The sequence below is a fragment of the Variovorax sp. SG517 genome (assembly GCF_013376045.1).
Classification (GTDB): domain Bacteria; phylum Pseudomonadota; class Gammaproteobacteria; order Burkholderiales; family Burkholderiaceae_C; genus Variovorax.
On record NZ_JABMJG010000003.1, the window covers coordinates 456527 to 481420 of the forward strand.

Annotated in this window: 23 protein-coding genes; 5 read left to right on the forward strand and 18 right to left on the reverse strand. The window is 68.2% G+C overall.

Annotated features, from left to right (window positions below):
* Window positions 1–8: 8 nt before the first annotated feature.
* From FHT32_RS11430 to FHT32_RS11500, 15 genes are all read right to left on the reverse strand, one after another.
* Window positions 9–239, reverse strand: coding sequence for a hypothetical protein (locus FHT32_RS11430; RefSeq protein WP_176664738.1), 231 nt, complete (start codon window positions 237–239; stop codon window positions 9–11).
* Window positions 240–279: 40 nt separating this feature from the next.
* Window positions 280–669: a DUF4280 domain-containing protein gene (locus tag FHT32_RS11435; protein WP_176664739.1), complete on the reverse strand. Its 390-nt coding sequence runs from the start codon at window positions 667–669 to the stop codon at window positions 280–282.
* A gap of 3 nt (window positions 670–672) precedes the next feature.
* Window positions 673–1401, reverse strand: coding sequence for a toxin-antitoxin system YwqK family antitoxin (locus FHT32_RS11440; RefSeq protein ID WP_176664740.1), 729 nt, complete (start codon window positions 1399–1401; stop codon window positions 673–675).
* An 8-nt stretch (window positions 1402–1409) separates the two neighbouring features.
* Window positions 1410–3356: a type VI secretion system Vgr family protein gene (locus FHT32_RS11445; protein WP_256098964.1), complete on the reverse strand. Its 1947-nt coding sequence runs from the start codon at window positions 3354–3356 to the stop codon at window positions 1410–1412.
* A gap of 7 nt (window positions 3357–3363) precedes the next feature.
* Window positions 3364–6102 (reverse strand): type VI secretion system ATPase TssH, encoded by a 2739-nt coding sequence (gene tssH, locus FHT32_RS11450; protein ID WP_176664741.1) that lies wholly within the window; start codon window positions 6100–6102, stop codon window positions 3364–3366.
* Between the two features lie 25 nt (window positions 6103–6127).
* The gene (tssG, locus tag FHT32_RS11455) at window positions 6128–7168 is read right to left on the reverse strand and encodes a type VI secretion system baseplate subunit TssG (protein ID WP_176664742.1); all 1041 of its coding nucleotides are present in this window, start codon (window positions 7166–7168) and stop codon (window positions 6128–6130) included.
* Window positions 7132–8913: a type VI secretion system baseplate subunit TssF gene (gene tssF / locus FHT32_RS11460; protein WP_176664982.1), complete on the reverse strand. Its 1782-nt coding sequence runs from the start codon at window positions 8911–8913 to the stop codon at window positions 7132–7134. Before tssF ends, tssG begins: the two co-directional genes overlap by 37 nt.
* Window positions 8914–8923: 10 nt before the next feature.
* Window positions 8924–9388, reverse strand: coding sequence for a type VI secretion system baseplate subunit TssE (gene tssE / locus FHT32_RS11465; protein ID WP_176664743.1), 465 nt, complete (start codon window positions 9386–9388; stop codon window positions 8924–8926).
* 32 nt (window positions 9389–9420) lie between these two features.
* Entirely contained in the window at window positions 9421–9903 is a 483-nt protein-coding gene (locus FHT32_RS11470) for a type VI secretion system tube protein Hcp (protein WP_176664744.1), read from the reverse strand.
* Window positions 9904–9953: 50 nt separating this feature from the next.
* Entirely contained in the window at window positions 9954–11456 is a 1503-nt protein-coding gene (tssC, locus tag FHT32_RS11475; protein ID WP_176664745.1) for a type VI secretion system contractile sheath large subunit, read from the reverse strand.
* Window positions 11457–11514: 58 nt separating this feature from the next.
* Window positions 11515–12090, reverse strand: coding sequence for a type VI secretion system contractile sheath small subunit (gene tssB, locus FHT32_RS11480; RefSeq protein WP_176664746.1), 576 nt, complete (start codon window positions 12088–12090; stop codon window positions 11515–11517).
* A 485-nt stretch (window positions 12091–12575) separates the two neighbouring features.
* Window positions 12576–12815, reverse strand: a complete 240-nt coding sequence (locus FHT32_RS11485; protein ID WP_176664747.1) for a hypothetical protein — start codon at window positions 12813–12815, stop codon at window positions 12576–12578.
* 451 nt (window positions 12816–13266) lie between these two features.
* The gene (locus FHT32_RS11490) at window positions 13267–14409 is read right to left on the reverse strand and encodes an App1 family protein (protein WP_176664748.1); all 1143 of its coding nucleotides are present in this window, start codon (window positions 14407–14409) and stop codon (window positions 13267–13269) included.
* A gap of 4 nt (window positions 14410–14413) precedes the next feature.
* Window positions 14414–14941 (reverse strand): dihydrofolate reductase, encoded by a 528-nt coding sequence (locus FHT32_RS11495; RefSeq protein WP_176664749.1) that lies wholly within the window; start codon window positions 14939–14941, stop codon window positions 14414–14416.
* A gap of 14 nt (window positions 14942–14955) precedes the next feature.
* Window positions 14956–15798: a thymidylate synthase gene (locus FHT32_RS11500; RefSeq protein ID WP_176664750.1), complete on the reverse strand. Its 843-nt coding sequence runs from the start codon at window positions 15796–15798 to the stop codon at window positions 14956–14958.
* A 71-nt stretch (window positions 15799–15869) separates the two neighbouring features.
* Here FHT32_RS11500 and nthA point away from each other — a divergent pair, with 71 nt between their 5' ends.
* The 4 genes from nthA to FHT32_RS11520 all read left to right on the forward strand — a co-directional run bounded on the left by nthA (window position 15870) and on the right by FHT32_RS11520 (window position 18939).
* Entirely contained in the window at window positions 15870–16529 is a 660-nt protein-coding gene (nthA, locus tag FHT32_RS11505) for a nitrile hydratase subunit alpha (protein WP_176664751.1), read from the forward strand.
* Entirely contained in the window at window positions 16526–17191 is a 666-nt protein-coding gene (gene nthB / locus FHT32_RS11510) for a nitrile hydratase subunit beta (RefSeq protein ID WP_176664752.1), read from the forward strand. The genes nthA and nthB overlap by 4 nt, the downstream gene beginning before the upstream one ends.
* Window positions 17188–17556, forward strand: a complete 369-nt coding sequence (locus FHT32_RS11515) for a nitrile hydratase accessory protein (RefSeq protein ID WP_176664753.1) — start codon at window positions 17188–17190, stop codon at window positions 17554–17556. The genes nthB and FHT32_RS11515 overlap by 4 nt, the downstream gene beginning before the upstream one ends.
* A gap of 156 nt (window positions 17557–17712) precedes the next feature.
* Entirely contained in the window at window positions 17713–18939 is a 1227-nt protein-coding gene (locus FHT32_RS11520) for a glutamate carboxypeptidase (RefSeq protein ID WP_256098965.1), read from the forward strand.
* 10 nt (window positions 18940–18949) lie between these two features.
* On the opposite strand, the gene FHT32_RS11525 is transcribed toward FHT32_RS11520, so the two are convergent.
* From FHT32_RS11525 to FHT32_RS11535, 3 genes are all read right to left on the reverse strand, one after another.
* Window positions 18950–19654 (reverse strand): glutathione S-transferase N-terminal domain-containing protein, encoded by a 705-nt coding sequence (locus FHT32_RS11525; protein ID WP_176664754.1) that lies wholly within the window; start codon window positions 19652–19654, stop codon window positions 18950–18952.
* Between the two features lie 85 nt (window positions 19655–19739).
* Window positions 19740–20579 (reverse strand): phosphate/phosphite/phosphonate ABC transporter substrate-binding protein, encoded by an 840-nt coding sequence (locus FHT32_RS11530; RefSeq protein WP_176664755.1) that lies wholly within the window; start codon window positions 20577–20579, stop codon window positions 19740–19742.
* Between the two features lie 148 nt (window positions 20580–20727).
* A complete protein-coding gene (locus tag FHT32_RS11535) occupies window positions 20728–23742 on the reverse strand; it encodes a PAS domain-containing protein (RefSeq protein WP_256098966.1) in 3015 nt (1004 codons plus the stop codon).
* 335 nt (window positions 23743–24077) lie between these two features.
* Here FHT32_RS11535 and FHT32_RS11540 point away from each other — a divergent pair, with 335 nt between their 5' ends.
* Window positions 24078–24869, forward strand: a complete 792-nt coding sequence (locus tag FHT32_RS11540) for a transporter substrate-binding domain-containing protein (protein ID WP_176664757.1) — start codon at window positions 24078–24080, stop codon at window positions 24867–24869.
* The last annotated feature ends 25 nt before the right edge of the window (window positions 24870–24894 follow it).

Consider the following 24894-nt stretch of genomic DNA (forward strand, 5'->3'; position numbering starts at 1 on the left):
CACTTTGGTCATTGGGTGGAGGCAGCGGGGGCCGTGGGGGCCGCGGGAGCCGTTGCGGGCGCGGCGGCGGGCGGTGGAGGTTGCGACGGCGCCGCGGCAGCGGGTACGGGAGCAGGCGCGGGCGCCATCAGCTTGCCGATCTCGACGCCCATCAGGAACAGCAGGACGCACAGCAGCACCAGGCAGGCCGCCGTGATGGCGACCATGCGGGAACTCATCGTGAAAACGTATTGGGACATGGGGTTGTCGGTGCGTGCCGTTCGTTGGTCGTCGTTCGTTTCAGGGAACCATGGAGGTGAATTGCCCGGGCGCGACCACCTGGATCACGCCGCCCCAGTTGCAGGCGAGCTTGGAGCTGTCCTGCAGCGCGGGCATGTTGCCGACCAGCACCGTGGGCGAGCCCGGCGCCCAGGGCGCGGCCGTCACCGGGATGCAGGGCATGGGCGTGAAGGCGCCGAGCGCGGCGGCGGTTGCCGCGGCCACCATCGGGTTCGACATGCTGTTGCAGGTGCCGAAGGGAAGGATGTTGACGATCGGCTTGTTGTCCATGATGTTGGCGCCCGGCGTGCTGCCCGTGAGCACGCCGCTCACGGGCAGCACCACGAGGTTGGACGGCGCGGCGCCGAAGCTGCACTGCAACGTGGCTCCCATGCAGACGTGCATGCCCATGGCTCAGCTCCCCCTCACGAGTTTTTCGAGGCTCTTCATGAAGCCTGGCGAGGCGGCGGTCTCCACGATCTCGCGGCCCGCCTGGTCGAAGCGGCGCGCGCCGCCGTAGGGCTTGCCCTGGCGGTAGGCGACTTCTTCCATCAGTTGCCCGTTGGGCCAGTAGCGCCGCAGGGGGCCGTGCAGCACGTTGGCCACGTAGGTGGAGGACTGCGCGACGCCGCCGTTGGGCGCGTAGTCGATGACCTCGCCGTCGAGCAGTCCGGCGCGGTAGCGCTCGCGCCGCAGCATGCGGCCCTCGTGGAAATAGGTGGCCTCGCCTTCGAGGCGTCCGGCCGCGTAGGGCAGGCGCGCGGTGACGTCGCCCGATTCGGCATACGACACCGCCTCGCCGTGCTGCACGCCGCGCACGTGCTGCAGCGTCTGCATCAGCTTGCCGCTGGGGTAGTAGCTGCGCGTGACGCCCTCGGCCAGGCCGCCGATGCGCTGGGTTTCCTGCAGCAGCTGGCCGCGTTCGTCGAAGAGCCGCATGGGGCCGTGCGGCAGGCCGGCCTGGTACGACGCATCGAGCGCCGGCTTGCCCGGTGCCGAGAAGACCTGCATCGGCCCGTACGGCAGCTCGCCCACGAAGGAGGCGCGCACCACCGTCTGGCCCGCATCGTCCAGCGTCTCGCGCACGACGGCGGCCGGCAGGGCGGCGATGTCCTTGACGGGCAGGGAGGAAGGGATTGCCATGGCGCCGCTCAGTTGATCTTCACCAGCCCGCCCTTGAGCGTGACCATGCCGCCGCCCTCGACGGAGTTCATGCCCGAGGCCTTGCTGCTGATGGAAGGCGCCTCGTTCGACAGCGTGGCGCCGCCCTTGGCCGACAGCGCCACGCCGGCCTCGGCCGCGAAGTTCATGCCGGCGTTGGCGCCCAGGTTGGTGCCGGCCTTCAGGTCCAGCGTCTGCGCCGACTTGATGAGCAGCGTGCCCGTCACGTCGATCACCAGGTTGCCCGTGACCTTGAGCTCGTAGTTGCCCGTCACAGTCTGCGTGAAGTTGGCCTTGTTGTCGTGCGTCTCGTTACCGGTGACGTCGAGCGCGCGCGTGCCCTTCACCGAGTGGGTCTCGTTGCCGGTGTCGACCTTCACGGTGCGATTGCCCTTGGTGACGGTGTGCGTCTCGTTGCCGGCCTTCACGGTGGTGGCCAGGTCGTTCTCGATCTCCACGCGCATGTCTTTCTGCGCATGAAGGTAGAACTCCTCCGAGCCCTTCTTGTCCTCGAAGCGCATCTCGTTGAAGCCTCCGCCGCCCTTCGTCGAGTTCGAGCGGATGGTGCTTTGCGACGAACTGCCCGGCAGCGCGACCGGCGTCGCGTGCGTGCCGTTGTAGACGCTGCCCGAGACGAGCGGCCGGTCGGGGTCGCCGTCGACGTAGCTCACGACCACCTCCTGCCCGATGCGCGGCAGGAAAAGCGCCCCCCAGCCTTCGCCAGCCCACATCTGCGAGACGCGGATCCAGCAGGAACTCTTTTCGTCCTTCTTGCCCAGGCGGTCCCACGGGAACTGCACCTTGATGCGACCGTGCTGGTCGGTCCAGATTTCCTCGCCGGCAGGGCCGACCACGCGCGCCGTGTGGCTGCCGGCAACCACCGGCCGGGGCATGACGCGCGGCGGGCGGAAGGGCAGGGCGGGAGGCAGGGTCTCGAAGCTGTTGCCGTAGTGCTCGAGGTCGGCGTGGTGCCGCACGCTGTGCACCATGTGCGCCACGTTGAGGTCCGCGCGCGGATGGTCTTCCAGCGTGAAGGTGGTGCCGGGCGTGAGGTAGTGGCAATGGCTGTCGCCGCGGCCGGACTGGCTGCCGCTGCGGTGTGCCTCCAGCCGGATGCGCGCGCGCGACTGTGCCGCCGAGAGCGGCACGCGCGAGGGGTACTCGTAGTCGGTGCCGCGGCCGTCCTTGCCCTGCGTCTCCTTCAGCAGGCTGGTGTCGGGCGTGAGGAAGTCGTAGTCGTCGACTTCCTGCGCCTTGGTGGCCAGCCGCGCGTCCGACTCGAAGCGGGTCACGGCGTGGGCGTGCGCGAAGCCTTCCTCGGCGCTGCGAACCAGAAGCTTGTCGGCATGCGGGCACGGCTGGCATGCCGAATTGCTGTCGGCCAGCACCAGCGTGTGTTCACCGTCCGCGAAAGTGAAGAAGTAGAAGATGCCTTCCTCTTCCATCAGCCGCGAGACGAAGTCGAAGGCCGTCTCGTCGTAGCGCACGCAGTACTCGCGCGGCGTGTAGCTGCCGCTGAGCTGGAGCGCGAAGCTCACGCCGAAGTCGCCGAGCATCTTCTGCACGATGTCCGGCGTGCTCATGTTCTGGTAGATCACGCGGTCGCGGCCCAGCGTGAGCAGCCACATGCGCGGCACCAGTTCGAGCGTGTAGGTCGCGAAGTCGCGGTTGCTGCCCATGTAGGTGAAGCGCGAGACGATGCCGTTGAAGAAGCGGCTTTCCTTCCCGGGCCGCTGCAGCACGACCGTGGCCGAGGTGCCGATCACCGCGGCAGCGTCCAGCGCGTCGTCGGACGAACGCATGGTCAGCGAGCAGGCGAAGAGCTGCGATAGCCCCTCGGTGGCCTGGAAGGATTCGAGCAGCAGCTTGTCGGGGCCGAACGCCGTCTTCACCGTCAGAAAGGCGGCGTGCTGGGTAAAGCCTTCGCGCATGTTCATCGCTTCGTCAGCTCAGCGTGGCCGGCTCGAAGCCGAAGGCGAAGGCACCGTCGGCGCCCACGCTCATGTGCACGCCGGTGAAGGCGGCCGCCATCGAGATGCGCTCTAGCACCTGGCGCGACAGCTCGGGCAGCACCGCGTGCGCCAGGATGTGGTCGATGTTGCGCGCGCCGCTGTCCACCTCGGTGCAGCGCGCGGTGATGGCGTCTTCCACCTGCGCGTCCCAGGTGAACCCGGCGTGGTGATTCAGCGCGAAGCGCCGTGCCAGCTTGCCCAGCTTGAGGTTGACGATGGACCGGATCTGCCCGTCGCCCAGGTGGTGGTAGGGCACCAGCGCGAGCCGGCCCAGGAAGGCGGGGCTGAACTGCTTGAGCAGCTCGGGGCGCAGGCGCTCCACGAGCTCGTCGGGGTCGGGCCTGCGCCCGCCCTGCGAGGCCTGCGTGATCACGTCCTGCGCGGCGTTCGAAGTGAGCAGGATCAGCGTGTTCTTGAAGTCGATCAGCACGCCTTCGCCGTCTTCCATGGTGCCCTTGTCGAACACCTGGAAGAAGAGTTCCAGCACGTCGGGGTGCGCCTTCTCCATCTCGTCGAGCAGCACCACGCTGTAGGGGCGCCGCCGCACCGCCTCGGTGAGCACGCCGCCGCGCCCGTAGCCCACGTAGCCGGGCGGCGCGCCCTTGAGGCTGGAGACGGTGTGCGCCTCCTGGAACTCCGACATGTTCACCGTGATGACGTTGCGTTCGCCGCCGTACAGCAGGTCGGCCAGCGCGAAGGCGGTCTCGGTCTTGCCCACGCCGCTCGGGCCCACCAGCATGAACACGCCCACGGGCTTGCCGGGGTCGTCCAGGTCGGCGTGGAAGGTGCGGATGCGCCGCGAGATGGCGTCGAGCGCGTCGTCCTGCCCGACCACGCGCTCGGCCAGCTTCTCCTTCAGGTTGAGCACGGTGTGAAGCTCGTCGGTCATCATCTTGCCGACCGGAATGCCGGTCCAGCCGGAGATGACTTCGGCCACCATGGTGCCGTCCACGCACACGGGCACCATGGGCTCGTCGTTCTGCAGCGCCTCCAGGCCCTTCTCCAGGCGACGCAGCGCGGCAGTGAGCAGGGCGGGGTCGTTCTCCTCGTCGGCCGGCGGTGCGTCGCTGCGCAGGTTCTCTGCGATCTTGCGGCGCAGCGCGACGATCTCCATCACCGCGTGTTTTTCCTCGTCGACCTTGTCGCTCAGGCGCTTGTGCTTCTGGCGCAGTTCGTCGAGCCGCGCCGAGAGCGTGGCGATGGCTTCCTGCCGGTCGCTGCCCGTGGCCGCTTCATGGCGCAGCACGCGCAGCTCGTTCTCGCCGGTGGCGATGTCGCGCGCCGTCGATTCGAGTTCGGCCGGCAGCCCGTTCTGCCCGATGGCCACGCGCGCGCAGGCGGTGTCGAGCACGCTGATGGCCTTGTCAGGCAACTGGCGGCCGGTGATGTAGCGGTGCGAGAGCTTCACGGCCTCGCGCACCGCGTCGTCCACGATCTCCACGCCGTGGTGCTTCTCCAGCGTCTCGACCATGCCGCGCAGCATGTCGATGGCGACTTCCTCGCTGGGCTCCTCCACCTTCACGACCTGGAAGCGCCGCGCGAGCGCAGGGTCGCGCTCCACGTATTTCTTGTACTCGGCCCAGGTGGTGGCGGCGATGGTGCGCAGTTCGCCGCGCGCGAGCGCCGGCTTGAGCAGGTTGGCCGCATCGCCCTGGCCCTCGGCGCCGCCCGCGCCGATGAGCTGGTGCGCTTCGTCGATGAAGAGGATCACAGGCGTGGGCGAGGCCTTGACCTCGGCGATGACCGACTTGAGCCGGTTCTCGAACTCGCCCTTCACGCCCGCGCCGGCCTGCAGCAGCGCGAGGTCGAGCGAGCGCACCGACACCTGGCGCAGCGCAGGCGGCACGTCGCCCTGCACCACGCGCTGCGCGAAGCCTTCGACCACGGCCGTCTTGCCCACGCCGGCCTCGCCGGTGAGGATGGGGTTGTTCTGGCGGCGGCGCAGCAGCACGTCGATGATCTGGCGGATCTCGCCGTCGCGGCCGCGGATGGGGTCGATGGCGCCGTCGCGCGCGAGCTGCGTCATGTCGACCGTGTACTGGTCGAGCGAGGGCGTGGCAGAGCTGCTGCGGCGCGCGGTGGGCATCTGCATCGCGCCGGCTTCGGGCGCTGGTTGCGTCGCGGCGGCCGGGTTGGCTGCGGGCGCGGAAGGAGCCTGTGCGATGGGCGCGGCGGCCAGTGCCGCACCCGCCGCGTCTTCGGGCGACGACTGCAGCAGGCCCGCGAGTTCGTCGCGCAATGAACCGCGCGGGATCTGCAGCAACGCGGGCGCCGCATCGACCAGCCGGCCGCGCAGGCGGTCGACCTCGAGCAGCGCCAGCATCAGCGTGCCCGAGCGCACGTGCTGCTGGCCCAGCAGCACCGAGCTCATGAGCCAGGCTTCCTGGAAGAGCGGCGCGAAGTCGGGCGCGAGGCTGGGCGTGCGGCCGTTGCCGCGCTTGAAGGTGTCGAGCGACTTCTGAAGCTGCGCCTGCACCGCGTCGGGCCGGATGCCGAAGCGGCCGAACACCAGCCGAAGGTCGGGCGCCTCGTTGTCCACCAGCTTCATCAGCAGGTGCTCGATGTCCACGTTGTAGTGCGTCTGCTGCACGCACAGCTCGGCGGCCTGTTCCATGGCGCGCTTGCATTCCGGGTTGAGCCGGCCGAGCAGGGTGCGGATGTCGATGTCCATAGGAGAGCGGGAGAGCGTGGTCGGATCAGCCGTGGGGCGCGTCGCCGCCGTCGCTGGTCAGGGTGTGTTGAACGGGCGGCAGCGCGCCGCGGAAGGCCGGCCCGGCGACCCACGAGGTCCAGCCCAGGCGCATCGGGTTGGATGCGCCGAGCACGCTGCCGCGCGATTCGGACGGTGCCAGCCGCAGCTCCATCTCGACCTTCAGGTCCTGCGGTATGAAGCGGCGCACCAGCCACTTGGCGAGCGCGTGGTCGGCGCCCTTGGGCAGCAGGCCGCGCAGCCGCTGCTGGCTCAGGTTGCTGAAGACGAGGCGGATGCCCGCGCCCTGGTCCCACACGCGCTTGCCGAGCACCGCGCCGCCGCCCAACGGCTGACGCATGTCGAGCCGCGCCGAGGCATCGGGCTCCAGCGCCAGCCAGCGGCCGCGGAACTGCGTGCCGTCCACCTGCACGCCGAGACGGTCGCGCAGCAGCGCGAGCAGCGCAGTCATGCCGCGCGGCGCACCGCCCAGCAGGCCGGCATGCCGCAGCCACTGGGCCGAGCCGTCGGGCGCGCGCACGCCGGCGCGCAGGCCCAGCGCACTGGCCGCGTCGAGCGTGGTGGCCAGCGTCGAGCGTGCGGGCGACTGCGGGTTCAGCGCGATGTGGTGCTTGCGCCGGCTGCGGTAGAGAAAAGCCAGGAAGCGGTGGTTGAAGATGTCGAGGAAGTCCTGTGTGGCGTAGTCGCGCTGCTGACGGCGCTCCAGCAGCATCTCGGTGAAGGGCATCGGCAGCGGACCGCCGCTGCCGGCCAGCGAGAGCGCGGGCGTGGTGAGCGCATAAGGCTCGCCGGTGGCGGCATCGGTGCCGACGTCGCGCACGTCGCTGGCTTCGAAAGCGAGCGAGACGAAGGCATGCAGCCGCACGGCCTCGCGTTCGCGCGGGCCCTGCGAGCGGCCCACGGGCACCGCGTCGGGCGCGGCGCGCTCGAGCAGGCTGATGGCCTGGAACAGGTTGAAGTCCTGCGGGCGGGCGGCGAGTTCTTCGACGATCACAGCACCACCTGCCGGCCCGTCATCGGGGCCCATTGCTTGCGGATCTCCTCGCCGCTGCGCACCGCGAGGCGCACGAAGGAGTTGACCGAGGTGTACATCGCGAAGAAGCGCGCGAGCACCGCCGACATCATCAGCGGCGAGGCGCCGACGAAGGCGTCGTCCTCGAATTCGAGCGTGACCTGCGTGCCGCGGCAGTAGCCGCGCCAGGCCTCGGTGCCCACGTGCGCGGTAACGCCGCGCGCCGAGAGCCCTGCGATGCCGCGGATCTGCGCATGGTCACGCCGGCTGTCGGAGGCGAACAGCAGCAGCATCTCGCGCAGCTGCTCGCGGCCGGTGGAGCCGTCCACCAGCGACTGGTGGTTGAGCGTGAGCAGCGACACCAGCCGCCACAGCGTCTCGCTGCCCAGCGGCGGATCGCGCTGCGCGGTGGGCTCGTAGAGGCAGCGCACGTGCGTGGGCTGCGGCGGGCCCTCGGCCAGCAGGCGCGCGCCAACGGGCACCTGCTCGGCCAGGCGGCGGTTGGTGCACAGCAGGTGCGCGTAGACCACGGGCTGTGCAGGGCGGGTGTGCGCCTTGCCCTGGTCGACGAAGGAAAGAAACACGTCGGTGCCGGGAATGTTCTGGCGCAGGCAGGGCTCGCGCCGCGCCGACCAGAACACCGCCTCCTGCGCGCCCCTGGCGCCATCGACGTGGCCCAGCGCTGCGAAGCCCGGCACGTCGACGGGCTTGTCGGCGTCGGGGTCGGAGGCGACCACCGAGACGATGGAGTGCACCTCGGTGGTCGCGTCGCGCTGGCGGTCGGGCACCAGCATGTATTCGTAGTGGCGCTGGTCCATCGCCAGCGGCTCGCTCACGCGCGGGAACAGGTTGACGATGGGCGTGCAGCCGAGCTGGAAGTTCTCGGCGTCGATGTAGCGCAGCGCGCGCGTGGAGCGGTCGAGCTGGAAGGCGATCTCGCAGCGGCGTCCGCCGCCCAGGCGCGAGCGCAGGTGGTGCAGGTCGAAGAAGTGGAACTTGCGCGGAAACGCGAAGTACTCCTGCAGCAGGCCGTAGGCGGGCTGCGCGTTGGCAGGCTGGGGCAGCACTTCCTCGCCCTCGGCGAAGCCGACCTCGCGCCATGCGTCGGCCGGCAGCGTCTGTGCCATGCCGCCTTCCGGAATGACGGCCACCGACTTCACGCCGGACACCAGCGCGTCGTACAACGGCATGGTGGTCATCCAGTCGCCCTGCAGGTGGATGCGCAGGCTGTCGATCTCCAGCTCGGAGAAGTCGGCCTCGCTGTCGCATTCGAGCGCGAGGCGCAGCACGGCGTCGGAGTCGATGGAGGCGTGCGCGATGCGCAGCGGCCACAGCACGGTGTCCCAGGCGGTGCGGAAGCGGCAGTCCTGGGACGAAGCTCCCGGCGCGTGCGGCGACGTGCGCGCATGCAGCATCGTGTGCCGCGGCACGCGGAATCCCGCCGTGACCTTGCCCTGCGCGGGGTCGAGCCCGAACTGCGCCACCGACATCGAGGGCAGCGGCTGCACGAGCGAAGGGCAGAGGTTGTCGAGCAGGGCGTAGGCGACGTCGGGAAATTCCTGGTCGAGGTCGCGGTGCACGCGCGCCGACAGGAAGGCCACCGACTCGATCAGCCGTTCGGTGTGAGGGTCGAGCGACTCGCCGCCGTGCAGCGACAGGCGCGATGCGACCTTGGGGTAGCGCTGCGCGAAGTCCGCCCCCTGTCCGCGCAGGTAGGACAGCTCGCGCTTGTAGTACTGCAGCAGGTCGCTGTGCTGTATGTCGGACACGTCAGGCGACTTTCATCAGGCTGTCCGGCGCGCCGAGCAGCATCTCGAAGTCCACGCGGCGCAGCGCCAGCCCCGCGCGCGCCTGCGCGCCGATGCGCACCAGCGCCACCTCGTGGCGGTTGGCCGCGGCGCTCACCTGCACGCTCACGTCGGTGAGGCGCGGCTCGTAGCGCGAAACGGCCGTGCGCAGCAGCGCCGCCAACTGCTGCAGGTCGGCTGCGTTCTGTGCGCTGAGCGAGGAAAAGTCGGGAATGCCGTACTCCAGCACCGTACCGCTGGCTTGCGCGAATTCTTCGGCGGACAGCGGTGAGCGCGTGTTGAAAAGGCGGCGCAACTCGCGACCGATGGAGTCCTGCACGGACTCCATCGTCTCGAGATGCGCGCCGCCACGGACGGGCTCGGATTGCTGAGGCGACGCCAGCCGGTCGAACAGGGGCGCGACGCCGCCTTTGACGAGTTCGGACACGGTGGGCGCCGGGTTTCAGCGTCGGGCCATCATCAGGTGGCCGCGACGTTCTTCGAGATATCCCAGCCGAACGGTGCGACGCCTTCCTGGCCGCCTTCTTCCTTCTGCTTCGTGTACTCGACCTTGATGGCCGCGTAATTCAGGGAGACGCTTTCCGATGGAAGGTCGCCGCCGCTCGAAACCGAGAAGCCGCTGAGGATCACGTCGGTCAGCGTCACGATCATCAGGGGCAGCAGGCCGCTCTTGTCCTCGCGCGGGAAGGTGATGACGGTGTCGCCCGCCAGCACCTCGCCGCCTGCGAGCTTCTGCAGCAGCTGAGGCGTGGCGGAGTCGGTCGTGCGGGTCACCGTGATCTCGGAGAAGCTGGGCTTGCCCGCGGTGCGTTCCTGGTTGGAAGTGCCCGTGGTCACGGCGAGGCCGGCACCGAACTGAAAGCTCTGGACTTCCATTTGGTCTTCGTGGCCCTTGATCTGGGTCTGACCTTTGACCCCTGGCATCTTGAGATAGATAGGCATGTGAATGTTCTTTCAGTTTGTCTGTAGATCGACGTGGAAGTTGAGGAGCGTCAGGCCGCAGCCGCCGGCAGGTCGGCCACGAGGCGGATCGAGGCCGAGAGCTCTTCCAGCTGGAAGTGCGGCTTCAGGAAGGCGATGGCGCGGTACGAGCCCGGCTTGCCCGGCACCTCGGTCACGTCGACGCGGGCCTGGCTCAGCGGGTACTTGGCCTTCATGGCCTGCGGCGCCGAGGGACTCACCAGCACGTAGTTCGCGACCCAGTTGTTCAGGTGCTTCTGCATGTCGGCCTGCGTCTGGAAGCTGCCGATCTTGTCGCGCACGATCACCTTCAGGTAGTGCGCGAAGCGCGATGCGGCCAGGATGTAGGGCAGGCGCGCCGACACTGCTGCGTTCGCGTTGGCCGCGTCCTTGTCGTACACCTTGGGCTTGTTCACGGTCTGGCCGCCGAAGAAGGTGGCGGTGTTCGAGCCCTTGGAGTTGACGATGGCGATGAAGCCCAGGTCGCTCAGCTCCTTCTCACGACGGTCGGTGATGGTCACTTCCGTCGGCGGCTTCAGGGCGATGTCGCCTTCGTCCGTCTTGTAGGCGTGGGCCACCATGCCGTCGACCTTGCCGCCGCCTTCCACGCCGCGGATGGCCGTGGTCCAGCCGTACAGCGAGTGCGCCTGCGTGATGCGAAGGCCCAGCTGGTAGGCCGCGTTGGCCCACAGGTACTTGCCGTGGTCGGTGCCGTCCACGTCTTCCTCGTAGTTGAAGTTCTCCACGGGAATGGTCTTGGCGCCGTAGGGCAGGCGGGCCGCGTAGCTCGGCAGCACCAGCGACACGTAGCGCGAATCTTCCGATTCGCGGAAGCCGCGCCACGAGGCGAGTTCGGCGCTCTCGAAGGTCTTGGACAGGTCGCGCGGAATGCCCAGCTCGGTGAACGACTTGAAGTCGAACAGGGCGGGCGCGGCCGCGGCGATGAAGGGCGCGTGCGCGGCGGCGGCCACGCGGGAGATGCGCTCCAGCAGGGCGATGTCCTGCGGGTGGCGGCCGAAGTAGTAGTCGCCGATCAGCAGCGAGTAGGGGTGGCCGCCGTAGGTGCCGTATTCCTCTTCGTAGATCTTCTTGAAGAGCACGCTGGTGTCGTGGTCGACGGCGGTCTCCAGGTCCTTCAGCAGGTCCTTCTTGCTCACGTTGAGCAGGCGCAGCTTGAGGTTGCTGCCGGTCTCGGTGCCGAACACCAGGTCGTGCAGGCCGCGCCACGAGGCTTCGAGGGCCTGGAACTCGGGGGCGTGCAGGATCGCGTTGAGCTGGTCGGTCAGCAGGCGGTCGATCTCGGCGACGCGCTCGTTGATCAGCGTGACCACGCCCTTGTCGGGGCTGGTCTTCATGCCTTCGTCGAGGATCTGCGAAGCCAGCTGGCCGATCAGCTTCTTCGCGTAGGCGCCCTGCGAGGGCTCCGTCGTCATGTTGCCTTCGTAGACGATCTTGTCGAGCAGGCTCAGGTCACTGGTCGTGACGGTGGTTGCTGCTGCACTGCCGGCTTCGGCGGCTTTGGATTTGTTGGCCATCTCTATCACCATTCATGAAGTGCCGGATCGCGCGCGGGCGCGGCACCGGCGTGGTTGATCACGCTGCCGGTGCTTCGGCTTCGGGGGACGATTGGGTCTGCGCGGCGTCGGGCGCTGCCGCTTGCGTGGAAGCGGCGCCGGCTTCGGCCCTGGCCTGGCTCTGGACCGTCTTCAGTTCTTCGCTGTTCTTCACCACGCGCTCGAGCAGGCCGTCGAGTTCGTCGTTGCCGTCGAGCTTGGCGAGCAGGTCGCGCAGCTGCTGGCGTGCCTCGAGCAGCTTGGCCAGGCGCGGCACTTGGCTCACGATGGCTTCGGGATGGAAGTCGGCGAACTCCTTGAAGTTCAGCTCGATCTTCAGGTTGCCGTCGCCCTTCATGGTGTCGGGCACCGAGAGGTCCAGGCGCGGCGAGATGTTGCCGAGCACGCCGTCGAAGTTGTCGCGGTCGATCTCGACGAAGCGGCGCTCCTTGAGCTTGGGCAGCGGCTGCTCGGGCTGGCCGGAGAGGTCGGCCAGCAGGCCCACCACCAGCGGCAGCTCCTTCTTCTCGACTGCGTCGCCGATCTCGACGTCGTAGGTGATCTGGACGCGCGGCGGACGGTTGCGCCCAACCCATTTTTGCAGGCTATTCGACATTTTTTCGCTCTCAGAAAAGGTTGAAGTGACAGGAACACTCGTTGCGGTTTTCGACGCCCGTCGCCTGGTCGGGGCGGCGCGCGGTCCGTTGCCGTTGCAGTCCGGCAATGCCTCAGAGACGGTACGAAAGATACAAATCGAGATATCTGCTAACAATCCCCAGAATTGGGTAGGTACCCCATGGGCGAGGAAAAGTCATTGAAAAAAGCAAGAGCTGCAGTGACTGAAAACTCGTCTTTTGAGGGTTTCGTCACGTAATTGACACGCAAATGGCTTGCGTGCTACCGAATCAGCGCGCGAGCAGGTGCATCCGGCCGAGCGGATGCCATGGGAGGAGGGGATGTGGGGAGGGCGTGAGCCGGCCGGCGCACGCGAAAAAGCGGCCTATTTGTAACAGCCGAAATCGAGGTGCCGCGGCCTTGGCGGCGACATCGGGGGAGGAAGGTTTGCGCCGGGGAAAACGCCGCGGCGCTCGCCGCGTTTTCCTAGAGCTCGATGAATGCCGAGGTGGCCTTGTTGAGCGCCAGCATGCCCTTGGCCGTGATCGTTTCGACCTGCGCAAGCTGGCGGATCGCGCGCGCATCGGGAGCGCGATCCGAAGGCGGGATGAAGGCCGTCACCAACTCCGCCGCACGCAGCACGCGCACCCTGTCGATGTCGGCCGGCGTGTGGATGACATATGGCAATTTCTGCTCGGCGATAGCCCGAAGAAATTCCATGGACATGAGCCGTCTCCTTTTGGTTGAGGGCGTTCCGGACATTGTGCGCACAAACAATTAGCCTTGTCTAAACCCTGTGCTGCGCGTGCCTTTCTTCGCGTGTACCGAAGTGTTCCTTTCGCACGAAGGAAGCGACGAAGGTGCCAGTTTGTTTCTGGTGGCCGGTCCGTGGGTTCGGCGGTTTCTGCGTCTAGGGCCTGTTCACACTATTTCCGGGGTCGCGAAGGGCAGCAAGGGCGGGCCAATCAAGGCGCGTGACGACGCGTGTGCATGCGCACACGCTAGGAGCGCAACGCCGAGTGGTCCGCCCTTGCTGCCCTTCCCGCAGGGTTGGCGCTCCAAGGGGCCGTCTGCGGCGTTGCCCGCGCTTGCAAGGCTTCAGCCTTGCTGCGCACGGGCGCCTTGCAGCCAGCCCCTTGGAGCACCAACGCGACCCCGGAAATAGTGTGAACAGGCCCTAGCCAGTGGACTGGACAGGCCACGCCGTGGTGTCCGGCATGACGACGTGCCACCGCACCGGTTCGATGCCCTCGAAGGTCTCGCGATAGCGATCGGAGCTGCGGCTTTCACCGGTCACGTCGCGTATCACGATGCTCTCTATGCGCTGCGGATGCGAGCGAAACGTTTGCGCGTAGATCTCGGGATCGGCCTCGCCCGAATCGCCCACCAGCACGAAGCGCCGCTGCGGAAACTCCGCAAGCAGCCGCTGGATCACGCCGAGCTTGTGCGCGCGCGAATCCTCGTCGCCGGGAATGAGCGTGCGCCACGTCGTGCTCTCGCGCAGGTGCATGCTGCCCTGCGGAAAGTCGGCGTTGCGGATGAAGTCCGACAGCGACGGATAGAGCTGTATCGGGCTCGCCGAAAGATAGTGGAAGCGCGTGCCGGGCGTCTTCGCCAATGCGCGATACCAGGCTGCCATGCGCGGTGCGGGCTCGAAGCGGCGCGCGAAGGTGTTGAGCAGCATCTCGCGCCGGTCGCGCACCTGCGTGCGCTTGATGGTGTCGTCGATGTCCGAGATGACGGAGATGCCCTGCTCGGGCACCACGAGCGCCTGACCCCTGAAGCGGTGCAGCAGTTCGCCCGGACCGGTCACGCCATGAAAGTGCACCCACTCCTGCGGAGAAGGCGACGTCGAAAGCAGCGGTGCGCGCGGCATGTCGATCACGATGCGCAGGTTGCACCGGCCGTCCTTGCCCGATGGCGGCATCGTCACGCGCGCGGGGCCGCCGTCGAAATCGATGTCGATGACCTTGCCTTCTTCCGACTCCGCATGGAAGAGCGCGGTGCGCTGGTTGAAGCGCAGCCGCGCGGCGGGCGAGAGCTTCCTGAGGCTCAGGCCCAGGTAGCGCGCGAAAGCCGGGTTGAGGCCCCAGCGGGTCTCGCGCTCGAAGATCCACGCATGGATGTCGACTTCGAGCCGGCCGTCGGCGGTGGGGCGCGCGGTGCCGGTCATGAAGAGCGCTTCCTCGTCGGGCTCCAGGGGCTCCGCGGCATGCAGGAGCCGCACCGGCGCAAGGCCCGCGAGCAGGGCCGCGCCGGCGATCACCGAGCGGCGCCGCAAGCCGGACGGAAGTGGCCGGTGCGCGACGCCTTCGTTCATCGCCTCATTTCGCCGCCGGGGCCGGTGCGATGCGCACGAAGGTCACGAAGCTGAAGCCCAGGCCTTCCTTGGCCGAGACATGCGATTCGCGCTGCGTCTCGCGCCACGAGGCGGCATCGAGTTCCGGTGCGTAGGCATCGCCTTCGTAGTCGCGCGCGACCTCGGTCACCACCGCGCGCTGCGCGAGCGGCTCGGCCTCGGCGTAGATCTGCGCGCCGCCGATGACCCATGCGGTGTCGACACCCGGCTGTTCGCAAAGCGCCAGCGCCTCCTGCAGGCTCGCTGCGCGCTGCGCGCCTTCGGCCTGCCAGTCGGCCTGCCGCGTGACCACGATGTTGCGCCGGCCCGGCAGCGGGCGGAAGCGCGGCGGCAGCGAGTCCCAGGTCTTGCGGCCCATGATCACCGGCGCGCCCGCGGTCTGCTGCTTGAAGTGCGCCATGTCCTCCGGGATGTGCCAGGGAATGGTGTTGTTCACGCCGATCACGCCGTTGGCGGCGCGGGCGAAGATGAGGTTGATGCGCGGCTTGCTCATCGGGCTCACACCGCTCATACCGCCACGGGCGCCTTGATCGGGTCGTGGTGCCGGTAGTCGAGCACCTCGAAGTCCTCGTACTGGTAGTCGAAGATCGACGCAGGCTTGCGCTTGATGTTCAGCGTGGGGTAGGGGTAGGGCGTGCGGCTCAACTGCAGCGCCACCTGCTCGGCGTGGTTGCTGTAGATGTGGCAGTCGCCGCCGGTCCAGATGAAGTCGCCCACGTCGAGGTCGCACTGCTGCGCGATCATGTGCGTGAGCAGCGCATAGCTCGCGATGTTGAAGGGCACGCCCAGGAAGATGTCGGCGCTGCGCTGGTAGAGCTGGCAGCTGAGCTTGCCGCGCTCGCCCTCGGCTTGCGGCGGCGCCACGTAGAACTGGAAGAAGGCGTGGCAGGGCATGAGCGCCATCTTCGAGAGCTCGGCCACGTTCCATGCGCTCACGATGATGCGGCGCGAATCGGGATTGGTCTTCAGCGTCTTGATGACTTCGGCGATCTGGTCGATGTGGCCGCCGTCGGGCGTGGGCCAGCTGCGCCATTGCACGCCGTACACGGGACCGAGGTCGCCGTCCTCGCGCGCCCATTCGTCCCAGATGGTGACGCCGCGTTCCTTGAGCCAGTTGTTGTTGCTGGAGCCGGTGAGGAACCACAGCAGTTCCTGGATGATGGACTTCAGGTGCACCTTCTTGGTGGTGACCAGCGGGAAGCCCTCGTTCAGGTCGAAGCGCATCTGGTGGCCGAACACGCTCTTGGTGCCGGTGCCCGTGCGGTCGCTCTTGAAGACGCCATGGGTGTCGACGTGGCGCATGAAATCTTCGTACTGGGAGCGGACGGGGCGGGCGGGCGTGGAGGTCATGGGGGAGGGCTTCCGGAGGGGAACTGGCGGGAGGCTTCGAATTTTAAGTGCCCGGGCGTAGCATCGTCCGGATGAGCTCCACCAACCCCCACGTCGGCGACGGCCACCACCACGACGATGACCACGAACACAGCGAACTCGGCGAGATGGACCTGCGCGTTCGCGCCCTCGAGAGCGTGCTCGCGCAGAAGGGCTACATCGACCCGGCCGCGCTCGACGTGCTGATCGATACCTACCAGACCCGCGTCGGCCCGCGCAACGGCGCGCGGGTGGTGGCCAGGGCCTGGGTCGATCCGGCCTTCCGGCAGTGGCTGCTGGCCGACGCCACCGCGGCGATCGCCTCGATGGGCTACACGGGCCGCCAGGGCGAGCACATGGTGGCGGTGGAGAACACCGACGATACCCACCACATGGTCGTGTGCACGCTGTGCAGCTGCTACCCGTGGCCGGTGCTGGGGCTGCCGCCCACCTGGTACAAGAGCGCGCCGTACCGTTCGCGCGCGGTGAAGGACCCGCGCGGCGTGCTCGCCGATTTCGGCACCGCGCTGCCCGAGAGCACGCGTATCCGCGTGTGGGATTCGACCGCCGAGGTGCGTTATCTGGTGATCCCGCAGCGCCCCGCCGGCACCGAAGGCATGAACGAGGAAGAACTCGCCGCACTGGTCTCGCGCGATTCGATGATCGGCACGCGGCTGGCCGGCGCGCCGGCCGAAGCGGGGAGCGCCGCATGAGCTACGTGACGAAGGCCGACCTCGGCGGCCAGCCGGGCTTCGGCAAGGTGGTGCCCGAAGCCGAAGTCGAGCTCTTCCATGCCGCCTGGGAGCCGCGCGCGCTGGCGCTGGTGCTGGCCATGGGCGCGACGGGCTCGTGGAACATCGACGCGAGCCGTGCCGTGCGCGAAACGCTGCCCGACTACGGCGAGCTGAGCTACTACCAGATCTGGCTTCGCGCGCTGGAGCAGTTGATGCTGCAGCGCGGGCAGGTCTTTCCCGACGAGATCGCCAGCGGCGAGATGCGCCACGCGGCCGCGCCCGTGGCCCGCGTGCTGCAGGCGGCCAACGTACCCGCCGTCCTCGCCAAGGGCTCGCCCACCGAGCGGCCGGCGCCGGCCCCGGCGCGCTTCGCAGCTGGCCAGCCAGTGCGCATGCACCTGGGCAAGGTCGACCATCACACGCGGCTACCGGGCTACGTGCAGGGCAAGCGCGGCACCATCGTCCGCGTGCATGGCGCGCACGTGTTCGCCGACACCAATGCGCAAGGGCTCGGCGAGCAGCCGCAGTGGCTCTACACGGTGGAGTTCGACGAAGCCGAGCTCTGGGGCGACGATGCGCCGCGCCAGAACCTGTCGGTGTCGGTCGATGCGTGGGAAAGTTATCTGGAGGCTGTGGCATGAGCAGCGAACGCATGCCGCTGTCGCCCGGCATGCCGCGTGACGCGGACGGGCCCGTCTTCAGCGCGCCCTGGGAGGCACAGGCTTTCGCGATGACGTTGGCGCTGCACGAGCGCGGCCTCTTCACCTGGCCCGAATGGGCCGAGGCGCTGGCGGCGCAGATCGCCCAGGCGCAAGCGGCGGGCGACCCCGATACCGGCCAGACCTACTACCTGCACTGGCTGGCCGCTCTCGAGAAGCTCGTGGCCAGCAAGGGCGCCAGCTCCGACGGCGAACTGGCGCGGTACCGCCATGCCTGGGCGCAGGCGGCGGACCGAACCCCGCACGGACAGCCGATCGAGCTGCGCGCGGAAGACTTTCCCGGCTGAAGTGTCGGTAGAGTCAGCGAGGCGCGGCGGCGCTGCCGCGCCTTCCCGGAACCTCCTTCAACAGAACGGAAAACAATGACGATTCACTCGCGCCATCCCGCATCCGCCTCGTCGGCTCCTTCGGCCATGAAATCCCGGCCGCCTGCCCGCCGCCGCATGCTCGCCATCGCCCAGTGCTCCGCGCTCGCATGCGCGCTCCTCGCCGGCAGCGCGATGGCCCAGAAGCCGCACCAGGGCGTGCTCGACGCGGCTACGCAGAGCAAGGACGGCGCGCTCAAGATGCTGGAGACCATGGTCAACATCGACTCGGGCTCTGCCGACACGGCGGGCCTTGCCAAGGTGAGCGATCTGGCGGTGGAAGAGCTGCGCAAGCTCGGCGCGCGCATCGAGACCTTTCCGGCCGAGCCGCATCCGGGCACCAACGTGGTGGCCACGCTGACGGGGCAGGGCAAGAAGAAGATCCTGATCCTGGCGCACATGGACACCGTCTTCAAGGAAGGCACGGCCGCGGCCAAGCCCTTCTACATCAAGGACGGCCGCGCCTACGGTCCCGGCGTGATGGACGACAAGGGCGGCGTGGTGGCCGGCCTGTACGCGCTGAAGATCCTGCAGCAGATCGGCTTCAAGGACTATGGGCAGATCACCTTCCTGCTCGACACCAACGAGGAGACCGGCTCCGTGGGCACCAGCGCGCTGATCGAGCGCGTGGCGAAGCAGCACGACGTGGCGCTGAACCTGGAGCCGGGCCGCCCGGCCGATGGCCTGGTGGTCGAGCGCAAGGGCTCGGCCACTGCGCTCGTCGAGGTGAAGGGACTCGCCGCCCACGCGGGCGTGGCACCAGAGGCCGGCCGCAACGCGGCGATGGAGGTCGCACACCAGGTGCTGCAGCTCTCGAGGACGGCCGACGCGGCGAAGAAGACCACCGTCAACTTCACGGTGCTCACGGCCAACGGCCCGACCAACGTGATTCCCGCGACCGCGAGCGCCAAGGGCGACGTGCGCGCCGCCACGCCCGAGGAGCTCGACCGCGTCGAGAAGGATCTCGTGCGCATCTCGCAGAACAAGCTGATTCCCGAGACCGAGGTGCGCGTGCGCCTGATTCGCGGCCTGCCGCCGATGCCGCGCTCGCCCGCGTCCGACAAGCTGGTTGCCATGGCCGAAGGCATCTACGCGGAGATCGGCAAGAAGCTCACCATCGAGAGCAGCGGCGGCGCGGCCGACGCGAGCCTGGTGGCGGGCGTCGGCGTGCCGGTGCTCGACGGCTTCGGCATCGTGGGCGGCGGCATCCACACGCCGGAGGAGTACGCGGAAGTCGAGAGCGTGGTGCCGCGGCTCTACCTGCTCTCGCGCATGCTGATGGACTTGTCCAGCAGCGGCAACTGAACGTCCAGGCTCAGCCGCGCTTCGGAATGCCCAGCCCCGCCACCACGGCGGGGCGCGCCACGAAGGCCTCGAGCGTGCGCGCGACGTTCGGGAAGTCCTTGAAGCCGACCAGGTCGCCGGCCTCGTAGAAGCCGATCAGGTTGCGGATCCACGGGAAGGTGGCGATGTCGGCGATGGTGTAGTCGCTGCCCATGATCCATGCGCGATCGGCCAGCCGCTTGTCGAGCACGCCCAGCAGGCGCTTCGACTCGTTCACGTAGCGGTCGCGCGGGCGCTTGTCTTCATAGTCCTTGCCGGCGAACTTGTTGAAGAAGCCGAGCTGGCCGAACATCGGGCCGATGCCGCCCATCTGGAACATCACCCACTGCAGCGTCTCGTAGCGGCCGGCGGCGTCCTGCGGGATGAGCTTGCCGGTCTTCTCGGCAAGGTACACGAGGATCGCGCCCGATTCGAACAGTGCCAGCGGCTTGCCGCCGGGGCCGTTGGGGTCGAGGATGGCCGGGATCTTGTTGTTCGGGTTGAGCGACAGGAACTCGGGCGACATCTGGTCGTTGGTTTCGAAGCTCACCAGGTGCGGCTCGTAGGGCAGGCCGGTTTCCTCCAGCATGATCGAAATCTTCACGCCGTTGGGCGTGGGCAGCGAATACAGCTGCAGCCGCTCGGGGTGCTGCGCGGGCCATTTCTTCGTGATGGGAAAGCTCGAGAGATCGGTCATGAAAGATCCTTGGGGGAGAAGACTGCAAGCGCGGGATTCTGCCCGGGCCGACTCCCGGGCGTGCGCGTGCGGTCTTGCCCCTGCCTCAGATCCCGAGCCAGCTCATCAGCGAGGCCTCGACGTCGGCCGAAGGCTTGACGAATCCCACGTAGCTCGATGCCGCGAGCGCGCGCTTGCCGGCGTCGTTCTGTGCCAGGCCCAGCAGCGCGTCGCGCGCCGCGTTCACCGTGGCAGCGTCGAGCTTGCCGGACGCGAGCCATTGCTTGACGGGCACCGCGCGCGATTCCGCGCAGATCTTGCCGCCGCCGTCCTTCCAGGTCTTGATCACGCTCGAGGCGGCGGTGGCGCCGTAGGCCGCGAAGCCGTTCTGCACGTAGAAGGGCACGGCCTCCTGGAAGCGCGTGTTCGTCACTTTCACGGCCGTCGCGCCCTGCAGGCCCTGTTCGCGCAGCATGGCGCGCGTGATGACGGCGGTGATGGAGTCGGCGTCGGGCATCACCAGCTGCTTGCCGGCCACGCTCTTCCAGTCGGAGATGGGCTGCTGCTCCTTGCACAGGAACGACACCTTGTAGTCGGTGTAGCCGGTGGTCCATGCGAAGGCCTTGTACTGGCCGCCCTTGATGGCGCCGAGCGCCACGTGCGAGGGATGCACGAAGGCGAGGTCGACCTGCTGCTGCTTCAGCGCCTCGCGCGCGCCGTTGTACGAGTTGAGCACCTTCACCGTCACCGGCTGCTTGAGCGCCTTGGAGAGCACGTCGGCGATGGGCTCGAAGCGGGCGGTGATCTGCGCGTCGGACACGTCGTAGCTCACGCCTTCGCTGACCCCGATCACGAGGGCGTGCGCCGAGGCGCCGGCCGCGAGGAGCGCGCCCGCGGCGACGCGGGCAACGAGGCGAAGCGAAGGATGAAGGGGCAGGCGTTGCATGGCGGGGCTTTCTTCGGAGGTGGGTGTAATGGATTTGTAACTAAATTATTACATTGATCCAGCCTGGTGCAACAGGCGCCCGCGTTCGATGAAAGCTCCGATGGCGGCAGATAGTAGGTTCGTGCTAAGGACCGCGCATTGACGCCGGTCAACGGGCGCCAGCTTCGGGAGGCCGAACGTCCGCCGGATGCCCGCCGACCGGATGCGGCGCCACCTGGTAGTTGTTGCGGCCCGCGCCCTTGGCCTGGTAGAGCATCTCGTCGGCTTGCCTGACGAGCGCGGCGGCCGTCGCGTCGCCGCCCTGGTAGAAGGCCACGCCGATGCTCGTCCTGACGAGGATCGTGCGCTCCTCCAGATCGAATGGCAGCTGCATGGCGTCGATCAGCTCGGAGGCCACCGAGATCGCGGCATCCGCGCCGGGCAGGCCTTCCATGATCACAGTGAACTCGTCGCCGCCCAGGCGCGCGCGGACGTCGCCGGAGCGCAGCGCCTGCGACAGCCTGCCCGCGAAGCCGCGCAGCAGCTCGTCTCCCACCTGGTGCCCGAACTGGTCGTTGATCTTCTTGAATCCGTCGATGTCCAGGTACATCAGCGCCATCAGCGCGCCGGCGACCCGGGCGCGCTCCATCGCTTCTTCCAGGCGCGCCTCGAAGCCCGAGCGATTGGCGAGGCCGGTCAGGGGATCGACCTGGGCAAGATTCACGAGGCGCTTCTCCTCGAGTTTCTGCCGCGTGATGTCGGTGATCACGGCATGGAAGCCGACGATGGCCTCGTCGTTGACCGCGGGCTGCGGGATGTACTGGGCCTCGTAGCAGTAGTAGCTGTCGCTCTTGGCGACCTCGCTCTGGAAGGTGACGGTCTCGCCGGCCAATGCCGCGCGGATGTGCGGCCGCAGGGCCTGGTAGTCGGGCTCGCCCAGCAGCTCCTGCACGGTATGCCCCTGGATCTGCTCGCGCGAGAGCCCGAAGCCGCGCTCGTAGGCCAGGTTGTTGAACCGGTAGCGCTCCTCCGCGTCGATGTAGGCCACGCGCATCGGCAGCGCATCGGCCACGGTGCGCAGGCGTGCCTCGCTTTCCTGCAGCGCTTCCTCCGCCTCGTGGTGCGCGGTGATGTCGCTGTCCAGCGTGTAGAGGCCGATCACTTCGCCGTGCTCGTCGCGCTCCGGCACCAGCGTGGCCTGGACGTCGCGGCGCCCGCCGGGCGTCTTCAACCGGCGCTCGTAGGTGACCTGTCGCCCGGCCAGTGCCGCCCGCAGGTGCGGCTCCATCTCGGCCCATGCTTCCTCGCCGTAGAACTTCCACAGCCCCATGCCCAGCAACTGCTCGGCGGGAATGCCGAACCAGTCCTGGTGGGCCTTGTTGACGAACCGGAACCGCAGGTCGCGATCGAGGTAGGAGATCAGCGCCGGCAGGTGGTCCGTTACCATACGCAGGCGATGCTCGCTGTCGCGCAGCGCGCGTTCCGCGGCCTTGGCCGCCGAGATGTCGCGCGTCAGGCCGGAGAAGTACTCCACCTTGCCGTGCTTGTCGCGATGCGCGATCACCATGTGGCTCGCCGGGAACGCCTGGCGCCTGGCGTCCCACACCATCGACTCGCCCACCCAGATGCCCGTGCGCACGGCGGTTGGCACGATCTCCGCGCGGAGCCTTTCCAGGGTCTCCGGCGGATTGAAGTCGGCCACGCTGAACTGCTCGATCGGTGCGTCGAGCGCCAGGCCCGTGCGCAGCCGTGCGGCCGGGTTCATGTAGATGAGCCGCCCCTTCGCGTCCAGCTGGACGATGTAGTCGGTCGTCATGTCGAAGATGGCGGTCAGCGTGCGCAGCGCCTGCTCGGCGCGGGTTCGCTCGGTGATGTCGGTCACCGTGCCCACATGGCCGAGCACGCGGCCGTCCGCCGCGAGCACCGGCCGGCTCTTCAGCGCAACCAGCACGCGGGTGCCGTCCCTGCGATGGAGCCGGCGCGTGACTGCCACCGATGTGGCCGAGCTCGCCAGGCGCACCCACTCCTGGCGAACCGTCTCGCGGATCTCCTCGCGCACCAGCGTGAGCCAGCCCGCGGCCGCATCCCCGCGCGCGAGACCGTGGATCGCCAGGTACTCGTCGTTCACGTAGGTCATGCGGCCCTGGTTGTCGCAGCGGAACAGGCCTACGGGCGAAGCGTCGGTGACCGCGGCCATCTCGAGCCGCTGCTCGCGCAGCTCGGCCATCAGCGCGTCGAACTCGCGTGCGAGGTCTCCGCGCTCGTCGTTGGCGACGACATCGAGCCTGACCTGGCTGTCGGGCGAGCGGCGCAGGGTGCGGATCGCACTGCTCAGCGCCTCCAGCGGGCGCATCACCCACGCGGTTCCCGCCCAGACCAGGAGCGCGCAGCCCAGGCCCAGCCAGAGCAGCTGCAGCAGCAGGTTCCGCCGCACCTGCTCCAGCGGCGCGTAGGCCGTGGCGGCTGGCACGACCAGGCGCAACTCCCAGCCGGCGGCGGGAATGGCGGCATGCGTGGTCATGTCCTTGCCGATGCCGTCGTCAGAGGCGAGGGCGCTCGCGGGCTTGAGCAGCAGGCTCGCATCGGGGTGCATGACGATCTGCGGGGACGGGCCGCGCGTGACGATCACGTAGTGGCCGCCCCGGCCGACGGTGGCGCGGCTGAGATCGCCGAGCACGTTGGCGCGCTGCAGGTTCAGCGCCGCACCCAGCACGCCGGCGAGGCGGCCGTCCGTTTCGTCCACGGGCACGGCCATGATGACCGCGGGGTGCTGGGCGCTCCTGGTGAGAAGGGGCGCCGAGATCGTGGGCCGGCCCGTGTCGCGCACGCGGCGGAAGTAGTCACGGTCGGCAACGCTCGACGGCCGCGCGGTGGGAGGGTTGATCGCCACGATGGCGCCGTCCGGCGTGGCCAGCGCGGCGTTGTCGAACATCGTGCGCAGGTCCTGGTCCCCGAGGAAGCGCTGCTGCGCCGCAGGGTCGGCGAAACCGTGTGCGCCGAGTTCGCGGGCCGCGCGCGCCAGGGCGGACAGATGGACGCCGAGCTTGTAGTCGAGGTCGGCGGCAGCGCTGTCGGTCAGCGCCTGCTGCTGCTCGCGCATCAGCCCGATGTACTCGCTGGACAGGCTCCGGTATTGCCACCAGCCCGTCATGCCGACCAGCACGAGCACCAGTGACGTGATCAACAGTGCCGTCTTCGTTCTCAGCTTGAACCGCACTCGCTTTCCTCCGCCACCACGGGGTGGCCGTGACTGCATGAATCGATGATAGCAAGGGGCTTTTCCCGAGCGCTCGAGCGATGGCCCCTGCGCCCGGCGCGGGATGGCGGACGTCCCCAATATGGGGCTCCGATCCCTCAATCGGGGCTTCTTCGCGGATTGCGCAGCACCTTTGTCGTTCTGGTTCGGTGCATGAGTCTTGTATACCACTGGCACGGTTCGTGCGGCTCGGGGCAGGCGCAGCCGGGCTCGGCCGTGCGCCCGACATCAAACCCACAACCACTCGTCATCGTTCAGGCATCATGAAATTCGGCAGATTGCAATTCGTTCTGGGGCTCGCGCTCGGCGCCCTCATGGCAACCGGGGCCGTCCACGCGCAAACCGCGCTGGACACCATCCTCAAGAACAAGAAGATCGCCATCGCGGTTCCCCCCGATTTCCCGCCCTACGGTTCGATGGACCGCGACTTCAAGATGCACGGCCTGGACATCGACATGGCCAACTACATCGGCAGCAAGCTCGGCGTGGAAGTCGACCTGATCCCCGTGACCAGCGCCAACCGCATCCCCACCCTGCAGAAGAAGAAGGCCGCGCTGGTGATCGCCACGCTGGGCAAGAACCCCGACCGCGAGAAGCAGATCGACTTCACCGCCGCGTACTCGCCGTTCTACCAGGCCATCTTCGGCGCGAAGAGCCTGAACATCAGGAGCTTCGCGGACCTGTCGGGCAAGTCGATCGCGGTCACGCGCGGCTCGGTCGAGGACCAGGAGCTCAACAAGGTCGCGCCCCCGGGCACCGACGTCCGCCGCTTCGACGACAACACCCGCACCGTCGCGGCATTCGTGTCCGGGCAGGCGCAGCTGATCGCCACGGGCGCTTCCGTTGCGAACACCATCATGGCCAGCAACCCCGCGCTGGGCACCACCTACAAGCTGCTGCTGAAGGAGAGCCCCAACTACATCGGCGTGGCCAAGGGCGAAGACGCGCTGCGCCAGCGGGTCAACGCCATCATCGACGAGGCGAAGAAGAGCGGCGAGCTCGACCGGCTGTCCGTGAAGTGGCTGGAGCGCCCGGCCGGGGACCTGCCGCAGTAAGCACCTGAAAGCGGGCCGCCGATGC

Coding starts and splice junctions, on each gene's coding strand:
- nthB (WP_176664752.1), top strand. CDS start 16,526: ATGAGCTACGTGACGAAGGCCGACCTCGGCGGCCAGCCGGGCTTCGGC.
- FHT32_RS11490 (WP_176664748.1), bottom strand. CDS start 14,409: ATGAACGAAGGCGTCGCGCACCGGCCACTTCCGTCCGGCTTGCGGCGC.
- FHT32_RS11530 (WP_176664755.1), bottom strand. CDS start 20,579: ATGCAACGCCTGCCCCTTCATCCTTCGCTTCGCCTCGTTGCCCGCGTC.
- FHT32_RS11430 (WP_176664738.1), bottom strand. CDS start 239: ATGTCCCAATACGTTTTCACGATGAGTTCCCGCATGGTCGCCATCACG.
- FHT32_RS11540 (WP_176664757.1), top strand. CDS start 24,078: ATGAAATTCGGCAGATTGCAATTCGTTCTGGGGCTCGCGCTCGGCGCC.
- FHT32_RS11435 (WP_176664739.1), bottom strand. CDS start 669: ATGGGCATGCACGTCTGCATGGGAGCCACGTTGCAGTGCAGCTTCGGC.
- tssC (WP_176664745.1), bottom strand. CDS start 11,456: ATGGCCAACAAATCCAAAGCCGCCGAAGCCGGCAGTGCAGCAGCAACC.
- FHT32_RS11520 (WP_256098965.1), top strand. CDS start 17,713: ATGCTCGCCATCGCCCAGTGCTCCGCGCTCGCATGCGCGCTCCTCGCC.
- FHT32_RS11485 (WP_176664747.1), bottom strand. CDS start 12,815: ATGTCCATGGAATTTCTTCGGGCTATCGCCGAGCAGAAATTGCCATAT.
- FHT32_RS11515 (WP_176664753.1), top strand. CDS start 17,188: ATGAGCAGCGAACGCATGCCGCTGTCGCCCGGCATGCCGCGTGACGCG.
- FHT32_RS11525 (WP_176664754.1), bottom strand. CDS start 19,654: ATGACCGATCTCTCGAGCTTTCCCATCACGAAGAAATGGCCCGCGCAG.
- FHT32_RS11495 (WP_176664749.1), bottom strand. CDS start 14,941: ATGAGCAAGCCGCGCATCAACCTCATCTTCGCCCGCGCCGCCAACGGC.
- tssB (WP_176664746.1), bottom strand. CDS start 12,090: ATGTCGAATAGCCTGCAAAAATGGGTTGGGCGCAACCGTCCGCCGCGC.
- FHT32_RS11440 (WP_176664740.1), bottom strand. CDS start 1,401: ATGGCAATCCCTTCCTCCCTGCCCGTCAAGGACATCGCCGCCCTGCCG.
- FHT32_RS11470 (WP_176664744.1), bottom strand. CDS start 9,903: ATGCCTATCTATCTCAAGATGCCAGGGGTCAAAGGTCAGACCCAGATC.
- tssG (WP_176664742.1), bottom strand. CDS start 7,168: ATGGGCCCCGATGACGGGCCGGCAGGTGGTGCTGTGATCGTCGAAGAA.
- FHT32_RS11500 (WP_176664750.1), bottom strand. CDS start 15,798: ATGACCTCCACGCCCGCCCGCCCCGTCCGCTCCCAGTACGAAGATTTC.
- tssH (WP_176664741.1), bottom strand. CDS start 6,102: ATGGACATCGACATCCGCACCCTGCTCGGCCGGCTCAACCCGGAATGC.
- nthA (WP_176664751.1), top strand. CDS start 15,870: ATGAGCTCCACCAACCCCCACGTCGGCGACGGCCACCACCACGACGAT.
- FHT32_RS11445 (WP_256098964.1), bottom strand. CDS start 3,356: ATGAACATGCGCGAAGGCTTTACCCAGCACGCCGCCTTTCTGACGGTG.